Raw genomic sequence first — 17,351 nt, forward strand, 5'->3', positions numbered from 1 at the left:
GTCCGGTGGGTCAGGCCGCCGCGGGCTCCGCCGGCGTGCTCGGCACCGGGCGCTGACGCGGAGCCGGGTACACCGCCTCCTCCGGCAGCCTCGGCTCCAGCCGCAGGACGCCCAGGGCGGAGACCGTCGCGCCCGCCGCGAGGACCAGCCACATCGCCGTCGGCGACAGCGTGAGCAGGGCCGTCAGGACGGCCGGGGCCAGGGCGCTGGGCACCGCCCAGGAGAGCTGGTAGACGGCCAGGTGCCGGCCCCGCGTCTCCTCGGGCGCGGCCTGCGCGCACAGGGCCGACGCCGTGGCGCCGTGCATCAGCTCACCCGCCGTGAACAGGGCCGTCGCCGCGAAGATGCCGATCAGGATGACGGTCTTGTCCCCCACCGCGGCGAGTACGGCGAACACCACGAACGACGCCGCGAACACCGCCGCGCCCAGGGACACCGCACGGGAACGCCGGTAGGCGACGAGCGCCCGGGTGACCGGGATCTGGAGCAGCGCGATCCCGACCGTGTTGACCGCGTACAGGACGCCCACCAGTGAGGTGGACGCGCCCAGGTCCTGCGTGACGTACGCCGGGATGCCGATGGCGAGCACCGTGTAGCCGAACGCCGTCGGCACGTTGAGCAGGGTCAGCGCCAGGAACGGCCGGTTCCGCGCCACCAGCCGGTAGCCGCCCTTGCGGGAGGTCCGGACCAGCGGGACGGCCGCCTTCGCGATCGGGATCGAGCCGAAGCAGGCGGCGGCCAGCAGGTACCCGGCGGCGGTACCGAACACGATCACGTAGTAGAAGGCGTCGCTGCCGAGGGCCAGGACCCCGCCCGCGACCAGACCGCCCACGCCCAGACCGGCGTTGCGCAGGCTGCGCTGCGCGGCGAGCAGCTTGTCCCGCTCGGTGCCCTGGACGAACTCGGCGATGAACGACTGGATCGCCGGCGGGTACGAGGTGTCGCCGAGCGCGACCAGCAGGATCACGGCGAACATCGTGTAGCCGTTGTCCACCAGCGGGTACGTACAGAATCCCGCCGCCCGCAGCAGGTACCCGCCGGTGACGACGGCCTTGGCCCCGAAGCGGTCGATGAGGACGCCCGCCGCCGGGTTGCTGATCAGGCCGATCACGGCGGCAGCCGTCATCAGGGTGCCCACCTGGGTGAGCGGCAGCCCCGTCACGTGGTGGAAGTAGAGCAGGGACAGGGGCAGGTACATGCCGGCGCCGGTGGCATCGACGACCATGCCCAGCATGTACCGCGTCTTCGCCGACAGGCGGGCCCCCGTCATGACCCGTCGCCGATCACGCTGTGTTCGCGGACCCACTCGCCCAGCTCGCGCAGCCGACGCTCGACCTCGGCGCGGGTCGGGGCGGTGCCCACGGCCGCGGCGAGGAAGTCGGAGGAACCCGAGGCGGGCGCGATGACCTGGCCCTCCTCCGCGTAGAGCCAGAAACCGGCAAGCCAGTCGTGCTCGGGCACCGCGGGCAGCTCGCGCACCAGTCCGGGCCGCTTCATCATGAGCAGCTGCCCCGCCATGTGCCGCGGCTTCGGCAGCCCGGCCGCGTCACCGCCGCGCCGTACCTCGGGGTGCAGTTCGTGGCCGGCGTCGGCGCGGACGGCGTACCCGCCGAGGTGCACGCCGAACAGGCTGTGGAAGACCTCGCGGATCTTGGCGCCGCCGGGCCGGCAGGCGATCTCGCACATGACGAGGCGGTCGTCCGGGGTGTGGAAGACCTCCATGTGGAAGGCGTGGTCGCGCAGCCGGGAGCCTGCGGGGGCCAGCGAGGCGAGGACCCGCTCGGCGAGGTCGAGCAGCCGCGGGGTGATCGGGTCGTCCTCGTCGAGGGTGAGGTCGATGCGCGGGCCGGGGTCGGAGGCGAAGGAGGAGAGGTCGTACTGGTACTGCGAGGGCCAGGCCATGGCCACCCGGCCGTCGCGCACCACGCCGTCGACGTGGCACATGCGGCCCGGGACGAAGTCCTCCAGCAGGACGTCGTCCCGCTCGCCGGCCCCGTACACCTCCGTCAGGCACTCCTCGAAGGAGGCCTCGTCCTGGAGGATGCGCAGACCGACCGCGTTGAAGCCGCTGCGCTCCTTGAACACCACCGGGAAGCCCTCGGCGGCGGCGAACTCGCGCGCCTCGTCGGCGGTGCGGGCCTGGACCCAGGCCGCCACGTCGATGCCGGAGGCCTGTGCGCGGGTCTTCATCAGCGCCTTGTCGCGGAACGGCATCACGTCGTCGTGCCAGGCGCCGCGCAGCCCGAACCGCTCGCGCAGCCGAGCCGCCCGCAGCATGTCCGCCTCGTGCAGCGCGGTCACGCCGGTGATGTTGTGCTCGGCGATGAGTTCGAGGGCGCGGGCGTCGACCTCTTCGGCGTCGAAGTCGTCGAAGATCTCCAGGCGGGTGTAGCCGAGGGTGCCGTCCGGCACCTTCTCACCGGCCAGTTCGATCTTGTCCCGGGCGGCGAGGACGACGATGTCGCCGGTGTGGTCCGGCAGCCAGGAGCGGTACGGGAACGGCTCCAGCGGGTTGCGGTGCAGGATCAGCAGGTTCTCGCGCGGGGCGATCTCGGACGGCTGCGCGAGCACGGTCTCCCCGTTGGGACGGGTCAGGGTGATCCGGATGTCGTCGCGGATCACCTCGGCCCCGCGGCGGATCGCCGCGGTGGTGTCCTCGGCGGCGACCGCGATCAGGCCGAGCCGGTCCCAGTTGTCCTGGAGCACCCGGACGTCGTCGCCGGGCTTGGCGCTGATGGTGACGGAGATGACGCCCTCGGCGGCCCGGGCCTCCTCGATCCCGGCGATGGACTCCACCCGGCTCCCCGGCGTCCCGATCAGGGCGCGCACGCTGGCACCGCCGTGCGCCTGCGGCCGGTCGGGGAGCTCCTCGAGCAGGCCGAAGGGGTGGGCCACCGCGAGCGTGACCAGGTCGACGCCGAAGGCGCTGCGCACCAGCTCGGGGATGGAGTCGCCGCCGATCCGGTTGTGGCCCTCGATCACGCGCGGGCCCTTGGCGGTGAGGCGGACCTCGGTGTGGCAGACGCCGTCGCGCAGGCCCATCACGTCGAGGAAGCCGCGTATGCCGTCGCGTATCGCTTCCTCGTCGGCGTCGGACAGCCGGGCCGGGACCGCGTGGCCGAGCTCCGCGAAGTGGCCGTCGGCGGTGAACTTCTCGGTGACCGTGACGATCACGTGGCGGCCGCCGAAGCTGAAGGACTCGACGCTGTACTCGGGTCCGTCCAGGAACTCCTCCATCAGGAAGTCCTTCAGGACGAACAGCGAGGAGACCCGGTCGGTGCGGGTGCCGGAGAGCCGGGTGACCTCGGCCCACACGCGGTCGGCGTCGTGCGGGCCCTCGACCCGCATGACCCCGATGCTCGCGGTGGCGTCGACGGGCTTGACGATGAACGGGAAGCCGTAGGCGGCGCCGAAGGCGTCCAGGTCCTCACGGGTCTTCAGGGACTGGGCCCCGACGGCGTGCTCCGGGTCGTGCTCGGCGACGTACCGCCGCATGGCGGCCTTGTCCCGGATGCGGGCGGTGACCTCGTAGCCGGTCCCGCCCAGTCCGTACAGGTCGTTGATCCGGCCCGCGTTCTCGAGTCCCGGCTCGGTCAGGGAGACGCACGCGGCGAAGCCGGGGCTCTCGTGCCAGGCGCGTACCAGGGGCTCGATCAGCTCCCACTGGGTGAAGTCCACGACCTCGACGGCCGCGGCGAGCCGGTTCTGCTCCTCGCTGACCTTGGTCGGGTGCTGGAGCAGCAGCACGCTCAGTCCCAGGTCGTGGGCCTTCCGCACGGTCTCGTCGGTCGCACCGACGAGCAGCAGGGTGCGCTCGGGGTTCATTCGCTCTCATCTCCCCCTGCGGCGGCAGGGATATCTTTCCGGGCTCGTACTCGGGTAGGGGCGGGGGGTGGGGCGGGCTCCGGCCTCACCGCGGGCCGGCGGGGTCCTCTTCCGGCCACCAGCTGAGGTAGCGTTCGCCGCTGTCGGGGAACACCGTCGCCACGACCGCGTCCGACAGGTCGTGCCGGCGGGCCAGTTCGAGGCAGCCGTACGCGGCGGCGCCCGAGGAGATCCCGACGAGGAGCCCGGAGCGTGCGGCGATGGCGCGCGTGGTGGCCGCGGCGTCGGAGTCCTTGACGGCGATCACCTCGTCGATGAGGTGCAGGTCGGTGACGGGGCTGATGAAGCCGCCGTTGAGGCCGGGGATGCGGTGCGGGCCGGGGTCGCCGCCGGAGAGCAGCGCGGAGCCCGCCGGTTCGACGGCGATCACCTTCAGGTCGGGGTTGCGCTCGCGCAGGTAGCGGGCGCAGCCGGTGAGGGTGCCGCCGGTGCCGATCCCGCACAGCAGGTAGTCGACGCGGCCTCCGGCGTCGCGCCAGATCTCGGGGCCGGTGGTCTCGTAGTGGGCGCGGACGTTGTCGGGGTTCTCGTGCTGGCGCGCGTACCAGGAGCCGGGCATCTCGGCGTGCAGTTTCGCGGCGTGCTCGACGCAGGCGGCGAAGCCCAGGGCGTGGTCGGTGAACTCCACCTCGGCGCCGAGCATCCGCAGGGTCAGCACGCGTTCGCGGGAGGAGTTGGAGGGGAGGACGATCAGACAGCGGTAGCCGCGGGCGGCGGCGAGGGCGGCCAGGGCGATGCCGGTGTTGCCGGAGGTGGACTCGATGACGGTGGCGCCGGGCCGGAGCGCGCCGGATTCCTCGGCGGCCCGCAGCATGAACAGGGCGGCCCGGTCCTTGATGCTGGACAGCGGGTTGGCCGCCTCCAGCTTGGCGAGGACGCGGGTGGTCTCGGGCAGGCCGTCGAGCTGGAGGCGGAACAGCGGGGTGTCGCCGACGAGGTCCTCGAATGATGCCGCGATGCGGCGGGTGGTGCGCGCGTGGTTCACGTGCCAACCCCTTTGGTGCTGTGCGTGCGGTCGGTCTCCGAAAAGTAGCCAGAGGCGGTAGCGCGCGATTGGTGCCCGGCTCGGGCCGGACTCGAGTGCCGCTCGCGCGCCCGCGATCGCGGAACGGGCCCGAACGGCCAGCGGAGCACGGGCCGTTGTCGTACCCCGCCGCTAGCCTGGACGCATGGACGAGATCAACGGTGTGGAGGTCGTCACCTTCGCGGATGCCGGTGCCTTCGAGAGCTGGCTGTCGCGGCACCACACGCGTACGGAGGGCGTGTGGATCAAGGTGGCCAAGAAGAAGTCCGGCATCCCGACGGTCACCGACGACGAACTGGTGGACGTCGGGCTCTGCTACGGCTGGATCTCCGGCCAGCGGCGTTCCCACGACGAGCGGTACTACCTCCAGAAGTACGTACCGCGCCGCCCCCGGAGCCTGTGGTCGCAGGTGAACGTGGAGAAGGTCGCGGCGCTCACGGCGGCCGGCCGGATGCGTGAACCGGGCCTCGCGGAGGTACGCCGGGCGCAGGCCGACGGGCGGTGGGCCGCGGCGTACGAGTCCCAGCGCACGGCGGCGGTCCCGCCGGACCTGGCGGCCTCCCTGGAGGCGGACCCCCGGGCCCGGACGGCGTTCGAGGCCCTCGACCGGTCCGGCCGCTACCAGCTGGCGCTGCCACTGCTCCAGGCCCTCACCCCCGAGACCCGCCGGGCCCGCCTCGACCGGGCCCTCGACACGCTGCGGCGCGCCGGAGGCCCGGCCGGGGCTTAGGCCCTGTCGCCGGACGGCGCGTCACGTCGCAGGCCCGCCAGCTTGTCGGGGTTGACCTGGATGCGGATGTTGCGGAGCAGCCCGCCCTCCAGGTCGTAGGTGCACGAGCCGATCGGCTCCTCCCCCGCCAGGACGAGGAGGCCGAGCTCGCCGTTGATGACCGCAGGGGTGACGGTGACCCCGGCCATGGCGGGCTTGGCCAGCACGCCGAGCAGGAAGCGCGCCACGCGGTCGGCGCCGTACACGGGCCGGCGGCCGGCGGTGACCTTGCCTCCGCCGTCGGACCAGGCGGTGACGTCGGGGGCGAGCATCTCCAGGACGGCGTTGAGGTCTCCCCCGGCACAGGCGCTGAGGAAGCGCTGCGTGACCTCCTCGCGCTGCGCGCTGTCGGAGTCGTAGCGGTGGCGGCGCTCCGCGACGTGTTTGCGGGCGCGGTGGGAGATCTGCCGGACGGCCGGCTCCGGGCGCTCCAGGAAGCCGGCGATCTCGGCGTGCGAGTAGCCGAAGACCTCCCGCAGCACGAAGACGGCACGCTCCACGGGGGTGAGCGTCTCCAGGACGACGAGCATGGCCGTGGAGACGCTCTCGGCCAGCTCCCGCTCCTGCGCCACGTCGGGCTCGGTGAGGAGCGGTTCCGGCAGCCAGGGGCCGACGTATTCCTCCCGCGTGGCCCGGGCCGAGGTGAGCCGGTTCAGGGACAGGTTGGTGACCGTCCGCACGAGGTACGCCTTGGGGTGCCGGACCTCCGACCGGTCGGCCTTGTGCCAGGTCAGCCAGGCGTCCTGGACGATGTCCTCGGCGTCGCTGACGGTCCCCAGCATGCGGTAGGCGGTGGCGAACAACAGCCGTCGGTGTTCGTTGAAGGGATCCGCTTCGGGTTCGCTCGTGATCACCGTCCGATTCTGCCCGGCGTACGACGGCCCGGCCACCCCGCCCCCGCCGCGGCTCAGTCGGAGGGCGACGGCGAGGGGTCCGCGCGCAGCCGTACGCCCACGACGGCCAGTCGTCCGTCGGTGCGGATCACGCAGTCCACGGGGTGCGCGGTCAAGGCCGCGTCGTGAAGGCCGAGTTCGACGTCGCCGTCCGGGTGCCCGGGCCGGTGGAGGACCGCCCGCCCCTCCAGGGCGGCCACGAGCAGGGTCTCGTCCGGCCGGGCGGCGAGGGCGAGTTCGCCGCGCACGACGGCGGTGCGGGCGCGGACCTGGTCCCGGCGGTACATCACGTTGAAGTTGACGACCGGGCCGGCCAGCAGCCGGCAGTCGGTCGCCCGGTCCCCGGGGAAGTGCCGGGGCGCGTGGCGCTCGTCGAGGAGGCGCCGTTCGCCCCCGACCGTGAGGTCCATGCCCGCGCCCTCGGCCAGGGTGAGGATCCGGTCGACGCCGGGGAAGTACGAGAAGGGCCCGTCGGCCTCCACCTCCGCGAGGCTGACCCGCCAGGCGAAGCCGGCGGTCCCCGCGCCCTCGGGCCAGGCCGCGCTCTCGCGGGTGACACCGCCGCGGTTCTTCCACGGCACGGCCGAACGGTCGGCGGCGCGCAGGATCCGGATCTCGGCGGGGCCGGGCATGACGGGGGCTTCCTTCCCTCGGGTGCGTACCGCCTCGAGCCTAGGTCCTGTCGTCAAAGTAGCGCCGGTCAGGACTGCGGCGTCCGGTGCCGTGCGTCGCAAGGCGGAGGGGCGCCCGAGTACTGGACGTACTTGGGCGCCCCGACAACGCGGCGAGGTGCGGTGCCGGGGGCCGCGGGCCAGGCGGGACTTTGACGACAGGGCCCGGGCGGTGGGTGCGGGAGGGGGCGCGGGCGGGTCAGCGCAGGATTCCCGCCTGCCGGGCGGCCCGCAGCCAGGAGGGGAACTCCGACAGGAGCCGGTCGTACAGGTCCTGGTCCGAGACCTTGTCGATGTCGTCGACGGCGAAGAAGCCGACGTTGTCGACGCGGCGCCCGGGCATGGTGTCGAAGCGTTCCAGTACGCCGAACCCGGCGCGGCCGAGGCCGACGAACTGCCAGAACACCGGCTCCTCGACGGCCGCCCGCAGTTCCCGCTCGATCTCGTCGTTGCGGTACACCCCGCCGTCGGAGAAGAAGAGGACCAGGGTCGGGGCGGGCACGGGGTGGGAGCGCACGAAGTCCCGTACCTCGGCGATGACCTTCTGCTCCTCGTTCTGGAAGCCGACCTGCCGCATGTCGACCTGGCCCGGGAGCAGCCCCTTGGCCGGCTTCTTGCGGCCGAAGAGGCTCATCTGGCCGATGCGTACGTGCAGCCGCAGCCACTCGGGCAGGTCGCCGATGGCGAGGTCCGGCAGCCGGGCGGGGTTGGTGGCGAAGGTCCAGGCCTGCATTTCGCCGTCGTCGTCGAGCTGCGCGGCGACGGCCGCCATCCGCTCGACCACGCTCGCGACGGTGCCGCGCGTGTAGAGGGCGCTCATCGACCCGGAGGCGTCGAGGACCAGGATCACGCGGGCGGTGACACCCTGGGCGCCGGCCTTGCTCAGGCTGACGGCCACCTGTTTCTTGCGCAGTGACAGGCGCCCCCGCATGTCCTCCGGAAGCCACTCCTCGCCCTTGACGAGCCGTACGACCGCCTCACCCGCACCGGTGGCGGGCGCGGGAGGGCGGGGCGCGGGCGCGGGAGCCGGGCGGGCCGCAGGCGCGGAGGCCCGGCGGGGAGCCGGCGCGGGCGCAGGCGCGGGGGCACGCCGAGGCGCGGGCGCGGGGGCCGGCGCGTCGTCCACGGTGATGCCGTAGTCGGTGGCGAGTCCCGCGAGGCCGCTCGCGTACCCCTGGCCGACGGCGCGGAACTTCCACGCGCCGGCCCGCCGGTAGAGCTCGCCGCTCACGAAGGCGGTCTCCGGCCCGGCCTCCATGTCGAAGCGGGCCAGTTCGGCGCCGGAGGCGGCGTCCAGCAGGCGCAGGTGCAGGCCCGGGACCCGGCCGAAGGTGCCGCCGTCGGCGGAGGCGCAGAGGACGACCCGCTCGATGTCCCCTTCCAGGGCGGCGAGGTCGACGTCGAGGGTGTCGGAGCCCGGCTGCTTGCCGAGGTGGCGTACGGCTCCGGAGGCGTGCCGGGGCTGGTTGTAGAAGACGAAGTCTCCGTCGGAGCGGACCCGTCCGGTGGCTGCCAGGAGCAGCGCTGAGGCGTCGACGTCGGGCACTCCGGGCCCGGCGGACCAGCCGAGCACGGCTCTGACCGAGGGGGCGGCGACCGGGAGGTTGGCGCCTTTGCTCATTGTCGTCACATCGGACAGTCTGCCCGGTGGTCCGGCTCCGCGGGGCCGAATGGGAACGGAAGCGGTGCTCGGACGCGGCCGGGGCCCGCACCTTCGGTGCGGGCCCCGGCGTCGCTCGGGTCGAGCGGGTCGATCAGCTCAGGCGGGAACGATGTTCTCGGCCTGCGGGCCCTTCTGGCCCTGGGTGACGTCGAAGTTCACCTTCTGGCCCTCCTGGAGCTCACGGTAGCCCTGGGTGGCGATGTTCGAGTAGTGGGCGAACACGTCGGCGCCGCCGCCGTCCTGCTCGATGAAGCCGAAGCCCTTTTCCGCGTTGAACCACTTCACGGTGCCGGACGCCATATCGATTCTCCTTCGGGGCCGTACCCGGAGCCGCACTGTGCGGACCCGGCGTCGCCGGGTTGATTGACCCCGTTCGAAGAACTCTGGGAACCACACCTGCAACTGTCCCGACCGTAGCACAAGGCGCCCGCCTCATTGCGGAGCGTTACGTCGATCGGGCGTACGGGCCTCAGCCGCGGAAGTCGGCCGTGCGCTCGGGCGAGGCCTCGGCCAGGGCCCGGGTGACCGCCTCGACGCCGCCCCGGAGCCCGTAGACGGGCGTGTCGGGCTGCTGTCGCCAGGACTCGTCGAGACCGCCCGCGTCGACGGTGTCGAAGCCGAGCTCGTCGATGAGCGCGCGGACCGTCTTCTTGGCCGCTTCGTCGTCACCGGCGACGGGGAGCGCGATCCGCTCGGGGTGTCCGGCCGGCCGCGGCCGGTCGATGATGTCGGCGGCGTAGGTGCCGTTGAAGGCCTTGACGACGGGGTGGCCCAGGTGGCGCTCGGTCCAGCGGCTCTCGGTCAGGCCCTCGTCCTCGACGGCGGCGATCCGGCCGTCGCGCTGCCGCGGGTAGTAGTTGCCGGTGTCGATGACGGTGAAGCCGTCGGCCGCCCCGTCGAAGAGCCCGGCGGGCAGGTCGGGGATGTTCTTGAAGGGGATGGTGACCACCACGATCTCGGCGCCGTGCGCCGCCTCGGCGACGGTGACGGCGGTGGCGCCGGTCTCCTCCGCGAGGGCCGCGAGGGTCTGCGGTCCGCGGGAGTTGGCGACCCGGACCTGGTGTCCGAGCGAGGTGAGTCGGCGGGTGAGGTTGCCGCCGATGTTGCCGGCGCCGATGATGCCGATCTTCATGAGCCCTCCATTGCGTACGGAAATGGGTGCGACCCCTGCCCCAACCCTTCGCCCGGCCGCCGCATTCCGCGCCGGCACGCCATGGCTCCGCGATGGCCCGTACGGGTGGAATCCCGCCATTTCCCCCTTCGGTGACAACCGACCGGTGAGCGGGACCCGTCCTTCCCTGCGGGGCCGGGGACCGTACCGGCCCGCACCCAGCACGGGGAAAGGTACCGATCGATGCCCAAGCTCCCGACCAAGCGCACCCTCTCCATCGCCCTCGCGGCCACCGCGGGCGCCGCAGCCCTCTCCTTGGCCCTCGTCTCCACCACCTCGGCGACCGCCGCCGCGCCGCCGTCCGTCTCCGGCAGCCCGGAGGGGGCCTTCACCCGGATCGCCGATTTCTACGGCTCGTACGTCGACGCGATGTACGACGGGGACGGCGCGACGGCCGACCGGCTGCGCTCCTTCTACCTCTCCGAGCCCCTCCGGCGGGAGCTGAGGCAGTGGGAGGACACCCACCACGCCAACGGCGTGCTCCGCGCGCAGAACGTCCCGGTCGAGTGGAAGGTGACCTCCACGGGCAGCGGGGCGGGCAAGACCAACGCCACGGTCACCCTGACCTGGAGCGGAAGTTCCACGACCCAGATCCGGGTGCAGGCCGACCTGCGGACGAAGAAGATCACGGCCATCACGGACTGACCCGGTCCCCGTGACGAGAGCGGGGCCCGCCACCCGGCGGGCCCCGCTCGACCGTCTTCCGCTCGCGGCGGGGCGCCCTTACGCGCCGCTCGCCCCGAGCATCTCCTCGCGCTCCACGATCTTCACGCGCTCACGGCCCTGCGGCTCGCCCAGCGCCTTCTCGGCGGCGTCCAGCCGGTACCAGCCCTCCCAGGTGGTGTACCGGACCTGCCGCTCGGCGAGGAAGGCCTCGACCGCCTCCGGCTCGGGGGTCGCGGGGGTGAGCAGGCGCCCCTCGGCGTGGTCGGCCAGCAGGTTGGCGACGGTCTCGTTCGCGTCGCCCTTGGTGTGGCCGATCAGGCCGATGGGGCCGCGCCGGATCCAGCCGGTGACGTACGTCGAGGCGAGGTGCTCGCCGTTCTCGATGACCCGGCCGCCCTCGTCGGGCACCGTGCCGGACTCCACGTCCCAGGGCAGCTTGGACAGTTCGTCGGAGAGGTAGCCGACGGCGCGGTAGACGGACTGGACGTCCCAGGTGGTGAACTGTCCGGTGCCCCTGACGTTGCCGGTGCCGTCCAGCTCGGTGCGCTCGGTGCGCAGGCCGACGACCTTGCCGTCCTCGCCGAGGATCTCGGCGGGGGACTCGAAGAAGTGCAGGAACAGCTTGTGGGGGCGGTCGCCGATGTCGCGGATCGCCCAGTTCTCGAGGGTCTTGGCGACCATGTCCGCCTGCTTGTTGGAGCGGCGGGTGGTGATCGAACCCTCGTCGTAGTCGATGTCCTCGGGGTTGACGATGACCTCGATGTTCGGCGAGTGGTCGAGCTCGCGCAGCTCCATCGGGCTGAACTTGGCCTGCGCCGGACCGCGGCGGCCGAAGACGTGGACCTCCAGGGCCTTGTTGGCCTTGAGGCCGTCGTAGACGTTCGGCGGGATCTCGGTCGGGAGCAGCTCGTCGGCGGTCTTGGCGAGGATGCGGGCGACGTCGAGGGCGACGTTGCCGACGCCGAGGACCGCGACCTTCTCGGCCTCCAGCGGCCAGGTGCGCGGCACGTCGGGGTGGCCGTCGTACCAGGAGACGAAGTCGGCGGCGCCGTAGGAGCCGTCGAGGTCGACGCCGGGGATGCTGAGCGTCCGGTCCGCGGTGGCGCCGGTGGAGAAGATGACGGCGTCGTAGAAGGCGTGGAGCTCGTCGAGCGAGATGTCGTTCGGGTAGTCGACGTTGCCGAAGAGGCGGACCTGCGGTTTGTCGAGCACCTGGTGCAGGGCCGTGATGATGCCCTTGATGCGGGGGTGGTCGGGGGCGACCCCGTAGCGGATGAGGCCGAAGGGCGCGGGCATCCGTTCGAAGAGGTCGATGGACACGCCGGGGTCGGCCGCCGCCTCGGACTTCAGCAGCGCGTCGGCCGCGTAAATACCGGCGGGGCCGGCACCGACGATTGCTACCCGCAGAGAGCGAGGCATGACTGGGTTCCCTTCGACCGACAATCTGACTGATCAAGGAAACCCTAAACTAAGGCCACCCTAACCCGGCACCCGCCCCCGGGTTATGACCCCATAATCGAATCTTATGGCTTGCCAAAGGCTGACTTTTGGCTGACCGTGGCCTCCCCGCCGGGCCCTCCGCTGACGTGCGACGACGCCCGCGGCTCAGGCCTCGTACTGGGTGAGGTCGATGCTGTGGAGGCTGAGCCGGTCCCCGGTCCGCGGGTCGGAGGCCTGCCCGTCCTCCTCCATGCCGAGCTTGCGGATCACGTTCGCGGACTCGTCGTTGCCGAGCCGGTTGACGGCGACGACGCGGTCGAGGCCCCGGTCCTGAAGGGCGAACTCCAGGACCGTCTGGGCCGCTTCGGAGGCGTAGCCCTGGCCCCAGAAGGGCCGGCCCAGCCGCCAGGTGATCTGTACCTGGTGCCGCGTCTCGGGCAGGTCGTCCGCGGCCGACAGCCCCACGGCCCCGATCAGCTCGCCGGAGGCCAGGAGCTCGACGGCGAACACGCCGAAGCCCTCGTCGTCCCACTCCTCCTCCCAGCGCTCGATGGCTTCGGCCGTCTCATCCAGGTCGAGGGCGGAGCCGTCACCGATCCAGCGCATCACTTCCGGATCTGAGTTGATCTCCGAGAGGGGGACGAGGTCGTCGTCGGTCCAGCGGCGGAGGAGGAGGCGGGGGGTGCGGATCTCAGTCATGCGCACATCCTGCCGAACGGGGTCCGACCAGGGGTAATCGGCCCACCGCCCGCGCCCCGCTCCGGGCGCGGTGACCGCGTCGGGCCCCCGGGGTCAGTCCGGCAGGCCGGTGCCGCAGCGGGAGCAGTAGCGGGCCCCGGAATCGGTGGCGAGCCGGCCGCAGTCCGGGCAGACCCGGTGCAGCAGGCAGGCCGTCTCGCCGCCCTCGGCGGCGTCGGCCGGCCGCCCGGCGGTGCCGATGCCGAGCCCGGGGCGCCGGGTGTGGACGGTGAGGTACGTCAGCCCCTGCGGGCCCGCGGTCAGGGAGCGCCGGGCGCCGCGCGCGAGCCAGCAGGCGGTGTGGGGGCGCAGCGGGTGCGGGCCGTCCTCGGTGTCGATCCGCCCGCCGCCCTCCACCACGACGAGCAGGACGTCGAGGGCGGGCTCGGCGTGCTCCGCGATCGCCGCGCCCGGACGCAGCCGGATCAGGTTGGAGTCCAGGCCGCGACCGGTTCCGGTCAGCCGCCACAGGGCGCCGGTCGCGTCGGCGGGGGCTCCGGCGATCACCTCGTCGAGGTCCGTCAGGATCCCGGTGAGCTGGGGATGCGTGGTCATTGCTGGTCCTTCCCTGCCTGGAGCACGTGCCTCCGCAGTCATACACGATCGCGGGCGGCCATTTCCGGCCGATCCGCTCTTTGCACTCCGACTGCCCGGGGTCCCGGCGGCCGTACCCCGGCTGCCGCCTCCGTCCGTACGGCCGATAAGGTCGTGTCCGGATTGCGCCGGCCCCACCCGGTTCGGACGCGAGGCCCGGCCGGCGGTCGATCACCGCCCGGGCACGGCCGCTCCCGCCTCCCTGCCCCGCCCGTACCGGAAACCTGCCCCGCATGCACCCCAGCACCACCACCGCCGCTCCCGCCCCCGGCCCCGCCCCGCGCAGGCGCCTGATCACGCCCCGGGCCCCGGCCCGCCCGAGCGCGGTCGCCGCCTTCCACAGCGTCAGCGCCGCGACCACCGTGCTGCTGGGCCTCGTCGCGATCGGCGCGGCGATCCACGAGCCGGTACTGATACCCCCGCTGGCCGCGAGCGCGGCGCTGGTGCACAGCGCGCCCACCCTGCCCCTGGCCCAGCCGCGCGGAGTGGTCATCGGGCACCTCCTGGGCGCGGCGGCCGGCTTCGCGGTCCTGGCCGTGGCGGGCAGCAGCGCCTGGGCGGCGGCCCTGGCCGCCGGGCTCACCCTGGCCCTGCTGACGCTGGCCCGCACCCCGCACTCCCCGGCGGTGGCGACCGCCGTGGTGACGGTGCTCCAGACCCCCGATCCGGCCCGGTTCCTCCCCCTGCTCCTCGGGTCCACCGTGCTGCTGGTCCTGACCGGATACGCCGGTTCGCGCATCCGCCGTACCGCGCCGAGGTACCCCGCGTACTGGTGGTGATCCGCTGGCGCGCCTGCGCCGCGGCGAGGGGGCGCGGGCGCTACTCCTTGAGGTGTGGACATTTCTACGAAGGACGTCTTCGGGGCCCCCTGCTGGGTGAGTCTGATGGCCCGTGACCTGGAGGCGTCCCAGCGCTTCTACGGGGCGGTCGTCGGCTGGAGCTTCCGGCGGGCCAGGCTCGGCTCCGCCTTCTCGGTCGCCGTGATGGACGGCGTGCCCGTCGCCGGCATCGGGGCGCTCGCCACGGATCTGGCGGTGGCGGTGGCCTGGACCCCGTACTTCGCGGTCGACGACGTCGACGTGGCGACGGCCCGGATCCGCGAGCGCAGCGGCACGGTCGGGGTGGGCCCGGTCTCCTTCCCCGGGGGCGGGCGGGCGGCGCTGGTCGCCGATGTGGACGGCGCGGCCTTCGGGGTCTGGCAGGGGCCCGTCTCGGCGGGCTGGCGCGTGGGGGTGGGCCCCGCCCCGGCGTGGCTGGAGCTGCGGACCAGGAACGCGTTCGACGCCGCGTTGTTCTACGGCGAGGTGCTGGAGTGGGCCTCGGGCCGTGAGGGGTGCTGCGAGGTCTCGTACGAGGACGAGCGGGTCGTCCTGCGGCAGGGCGGGGAGCCGGTGGCCCGGCTGGACAGCGGCCCCGTGGAGCAGGGCGCCTACACCCCGCACACCCGGCCCCGCTGGCACGTCCACTTCCGGGTGGCGGACCTGGACTCCGCCGTCGAGTGGGCCGTCGACCTCGGCGGACGGGCCGTTTCGGTGGTCACCACGGACGGCGCCGTGCGCTCGATCGCGCTCCGCGACCCGGACGGCGCCCTCTTCACGCTCACGGAGCGGGTCACGCCGCCCGGACCGCAGGACGGCGCGCGCTGACGGGGTCCGCTCGCCGGTCCCCGGGCCCACGGGGACACTGGGTCCTGGAGGAGGTACGCGATGGACCCGGTGGCGGCGCTGGACCGGATCGCCTTCCTGCTGGAGCGCGCTCAGGCCCCGACCTACCGCGTACGGGCCTTCCGTACCGCTTCGGCGGCCGTGGCGCACCTGGGCGAGCGGGAGACAGCCGAGCGGGCGGCGGCGGGCTCGCTGGAAGCGGTGAAGGGCATCGGGCCCAAGACGGCCAAGGTGGTGCGCGAGGCGCTGGCCGGGGGGATCCCCGAGTACCTGGGCGTCCTGGAGGAGGCCGCGGCGATGCCGCACGGGCCGCCCGCCTCCCCCGCCGCAACCGCGCTGCGCGCCGCTCTGCGCGGGGACTGCCATCTGCACTCGGACTGGTCGGACGGCGGCAGTCCCATCGAGGCAATGGGACGGGCGGCGGCGGAACTGGGCCACGAGTGGGCGGTGCTGACGGACCACTCGCCGAGCCTGAAGGTGGCCCGGGGCCTGTCGCCGGACCGGTTGCGCGAACAGCTGCGGGTGGTGGCCGAGCTGAACGAGGCGTGGGCCCCTTTCCGGCTGCTCACCGGCATCGAGTGCGACATCCTCCTCGACGGCTCGCTCGACCAGGAGCCGGAACTGCTGGAAGGGCTCGACCTGGTGGTGGGCTCCGTCCACTCGAAGCTGCGGATGGAGTCGCCCGCGATGACACGGCGGCTGCTCAAGGCCGTGCGCAACCCCCTGATGGACGTCCTCGGGCACTGCACGGGGCGGCTGGTGACCGGCCGGACCCGCCCCGAGTCCACCTTCGACGCCGAGGCCGTCTTCGCCGCCTGCGCGGAGTCCGGCACGGCCGTGGAGATCAACAGCCGTCCCGAGCGGCTCGACCCGCCCCGGCGGCTGCTGCGCCTGGCCGTCGGGGCGGGCACCCTCTTCGCGATCGACACCGACGCGCACGCCCCCGGCCAGCTGGACTGGCAGATCCTGGGCTGTGAGCGGGCGGCCGAGTGCGGGGTGCCCGCCGAACGCGTGGTCAACACCTGGCCCGCGGACCGGCTGCTCGCCTGGACGCGCTCCGCGTAGTCCCGGCCCGGCGGGGAGGAGAACGGCACGGGACGGGGCCCTGGCCGCGCCGTGCACCGCCGGGGCCCGTCGGGTCCGTCGGGTCCGTCGGGGCCCGTCGGGTCCGTCAGGGGCAGCCTTCCGCGCCGGGCGGCGGGCGACCGTACGTGAGGTCCAGGCCGCCCTGGACCGCCGCGGCGCCGGCGCAGAGCACGGCCGTGACCCCGGACCAGGCGTACGGGCGCCCGAGCGCCCCGTCCAGCGGGTCGAAGAACACCGGGCCGCCCACGATGTGCAGGGTGACCGCGGCGAGCGCGGCCACCGCCGCGGTACGCCAGACCGCCGGGGTGCCGCGTACCGCCGGCAGGGCGCCGAGCACCGGGCAGAGCAGGGACCCCGCGAGCGGCGCAAGGCTCTCGGGGGCCGGTGGCCGCGCCAGGTCGCCGGGCAGGTGCAGGACCCCGCACAGGAACAGCGCGGCGGCGGCCGGCCAGCGCGGTAGGTTACGCAGCGCGCTCCCGCCCCGGGCGGGGGCGGGCACCGTCTCCGCCCCGGAGGGCGCCTGCGCGGAGACGGCCGCGGGCGGCGGAGCGGCGGGGGCCCGCACGGGCTCCGGCGCGGGGGCCGGCGGTTCCTGCGGCGGCGGCAGGGACGTCCGCGCGGGGGGCCGCTCCGCGGGCGGAGCCCCGTCGGGACCGAGGACGCGGGCGAGCGGGGCCACGTCCTCGATGGGCCGGCCGACGGCCGCCGCCCGCAGGGTGATGACGGCCTCGGCCTCCTCGAGCGGGTGCTCGCCGAGCAGGGTGACCATGTGCCGGACGCCGTCGACGGGACGGGTGACGGCGGCGGTGCGGAGCGCGTCGTGTCCGGGGCTGGCCAGCCCGCCGGTCTCCTTGAGGAGGCTCACCGGCGCGGTGACCTCCTCGACGGGGCGGCAGGCGGACGCGGTCTCCAGCAGGGTGCGGATCGGCTCGGGGCACGGTTCGGGACGCGTGGCGGGCCGGGGTTCACGGTCGGATCCGGTGGGGGCCGGGCCGGCGGGCGCCGGGTCCGGGGCGGCGGGCGGGGACATGGGGGGTGGGGCCGTCGAGGGGGTGCGGGGTGACGGGGAGCCCGTCGCGGTCGCCTT

The 17,351-nt window shown here is 73.7% G+C and carries 17 protein-coding genes; 5 read left to right on the plus strand and 12 right to left on the minus strand.

Going from position 1 to position 17,351, the window contains the following annotated elements; translation table 11 throughout:
• Nucleotides 1-10: 10 nt before the first annotated feature.
• The 3 genes from ACZ51S_RS17780 to ACZ51S_RS17790 form a co-directional block, all read right to left on the minus strand.
• Nucleotides 11-1,270 carry an MFS transporter gene (locus tag ACZ51S_RS17780; RefSeq protein ID WP_468474662.1) on the minus strand — a complete coding sequence of 420 codons (1,260 nt, stop codon included), beginning with the start codon at nucleotides 1,268-1,270 and terminating at the stop codon, nucleotides 11-13.
• The gene (locus tag ACZ51S_RS17785) at nucleotides 1,267-3,825 is read right to left on the minus strand and encodes an ATP-grasp domain-containing protein (protein ID WP_468961365.1); all 2,559 of its coding nucleotides are present in this window, start codon (nucleotides 3,823-3,825) and stop codon (nucleotides 1,267-1,269) included. The genes ACZ51S_RS17780 and ACZ51S_RS17785 overlap by 4 nt, the downstream gene beginning before the upstream one ends.
• Nucleotides 3,826-3,910: 85 nt before the next feature.
• On the minus strand, nucleotides 3,911-4,870 hold the full coding sequence (locus ACZ51S_RS17790) for a PLP-dependent cysteine synthase family protein (protein WP_468961367.1): 960 nt from the start codon (nucleotides 4,868-4,870) through the stop codon (nucleotides 3,911-3,913).
• 184 nt (nucleotides 4,871-5,054) lie between these two features.
• On the opposite strand from ACZ51S_RS17790, the gene ACZ51S_RS17795 reads away from it, so the two are divergent.
• Nucleotides 5,055-5,639: a YdeI/OmpD-associated family protein gene (locus tag ACZ51S_RS17795; RefSeq protein ID WP_468474665.1), complete on the plus strand. Its 585-nt coding sequence runs from the start codon at nucleotides 5,055-5,057 to the stop codon at nucleotides 5,637-5,639.
• Here ACZ51S_RS17795 and ACZ51S_RS17800 read toward each other — a convergent pair.
• From ACZ51S_RS17800 to ACZ51S_RS17820, 5 genes are all read right to left on the minus strand, one after another.
• Nucleotides 5,636-6,532: an RNA polymerase sigma-70 factor gene (locus ACZ51S_RS17800; protein WP_468474666.1), complete on the minus strand. Its 897-nt coding sequence runs from the start codon at nucleotides 6,530-6,532 to the stop codon at nucleotides 5,636-5,638. The genes ACZ51S_RS17795 and ACZ51S_RS17800 overlap by 4 nt on opposite strands.
• A gap of 53 nt (nucleotides 6,533-6,585) precedes the next feature.
• On the minus strand, nucleotides 6,586-7,203 hold the full coding sequence (locus ACZ51S_RS17805; RefSeq protein ID WP_468961369.1) for a HutD/Ves family protein: 618 nt from the start codon (nucleotides 7,201-7,203) through the stop codon (nucleotides 6,586-6,588).
• A gap of 238 nt (nucleotides 7,204-7,441) precedes the next feature.
• Nucleotides 7,442-8,863: a VWA domain-containing protein gene (locus ACZ51S_RS17810; protein ID WP_468961445.1), complete on the minus strand. Its 1,422-nt coding sequence runs from the start codon at nucleotides 8,861-8,863 to the stop codon at nucleotides 7,442-7,444.
• Between the two features lie 138 nt (nucleotides 8,864-9,001).
• Nucleotides 9,002-9,205, minus strand: a complete 204-nt coding sequence (locus ACZ51S_RS17815) for a cold-shock protein (protein WP_007268031.1) — start codon at nucleotides 9,203-9,205, stop codon at nucleotides 9,002-9,004.
• Between the two features lie 169 nt (nucleotides 9,206-9,374).
• Nucleotides 9,375-10,037, minus strand: a complete 663-nt coding sequence (locus ACZ51S_RS17820) for an NADPH-dependent F420 reductase (RefSeq protein ID WP_468476624.1) — start codon at nucleotides 10,035-10,037, stop codon at nucleotides 9,375-9,377.
• A gap of 222 nt (nucleotides 10,038-10,259) precedes the next feature.
• Here ACZ51S_RS17820 and ACZ51S_RS17825 point away from each other — a divergent pair, with 222 nt between their 5' ends.
• On the plus strand, nucleotides 10,260-10,721 hold the full coding sequence (locus ACZ51S_RS17825; RefSeq protein WP_468476623.1) for a hypothetical protein: 462 nt from the start codon (nucleotides 10,260-10,262) through the stop codon (nucleotides 10,719-10,721).
• 78 nt (nucleotides 10,722-10,799) lie between these two features.
• Here ACZ51S_RS17825 and ACZ51S_RS17830 read toward each other — a convergent pair whose 3' ends face one another.
• The 3 genes from ACZ51S_RS17830 to ACZ51S_RS17840 all read right to left on the minus strand — a co-directional run bounded on the left by ACZ51S_RS17830 (nucleotide 10,800) and on the right by ACZ51S_RS17840 (nucleotide 13,475).
• On the minus strand, nucleotides 10,800-12,161 hold the full coding sequence (locus ACZ51S_RS17830; RefSeq protein ID WP_468961371.1) for an FAD-dependent oxidoreductase: 1,362 nt from the start codon (nucleotides 12,159-12,161) through the stop codon (nucleotides 10,800-10,802).
• Between the two features lie 186 nt (nucleotides 12,162-12,347).
• Nucleotides 12,348-12,881, minus strand: a complete 534-nt coding sequence (locus tag ACZ51S_RS17835; RefSeq protein ID WP_468476621.1) for a GNAT family N-acetyltransferase — start codon at nucleotides 12,879-12,881, stop codon at nucleotides 12,348-12,350.
• Between the two features lie 93 nt (nucleotides 12,882-12,974).
• Nucleotides 12,975-13,475, minus strand: coding sequence for a hypothetical protein (locus ACZ51S_RS17840; RefSeq protein WP_468476620.1), 501 nt, complete (start codon nucleotides 13,473-13,475; stop codon nucleotides 12,975-12,977).
• Between the two features lie 272 nt (nucleotides 13,476-13,747).
• Here ACZ51S_RS17840 and ACZ51S_RS17845 point away from each other — a divergent pair, with 272 nt between their 5' ends.
• From ACZ51S_RS17845 to ACZ51S_RS17855, 3 genes are all read left to right on the plus strand, one after another.
• Nucleotides 13,748-14,293, plus strand: coding sequence for an HPP family protein (locus tag ACZ51S_RS17845; protein ID WP_468803051.1), 546 nt, complete (start codon nucleotides 13,748-13,750; stop codon nucleotides 14,291-14,293).
• Nucleotides 14,294-14,398: 105 nt separating this feature from the next.
• Nucleotides 14,399-15,160 (plus strand): VOC family protein, encoded by a 762-nt coding sequence (locus tag ACZ51S_RS17850; RefSeq protein WP_468476633.1) that lies wholly within the window; start codon nucleotides 14,399-14,401, stop codon nucleotides 15,158-15,160.
• A 60-nt stretch (nucleotides 15,161-15,220) separates the two neighbouring features.
• The gene (locus ACZ51S_RS17855; protein ID WP_468961373.1) at nucleotides 15,221-16,243 is read left to right on the plus strand and encodes a PHP domain-containing protein; all 1,023 of its coding nucleotides are present in this window, start codon (nucleotides 15,221-15,223) and stop codon (nucleotides 16,241-16,243) included.
• A gap of 106 nt (nucleotides 16,244-16,349) precedes the next feature.
• Here the strand turns inward: ACZ51S_RS17855 and ACZ51S_RS17860 are convergent, their stop codons facing one another.
• Nucleotides 16,350-17,294 (minus strand): hypothetical protein, encoded by a 945-nt coding sequence (locus tag ACZ51S_RS17860; RefSeq protein ID WP_468961375.1) that lies wholly within the window; start codon nucleotides 17,292-17,294, stop codon nucleotides 16,350-16,352.
• Between the last annotated feature and the right edge of the window lie 57 nt (nucleotides 17,295-17,351).

The organism is Streptomyces sp. NPDC034043 (assembly GCF_055575675.1).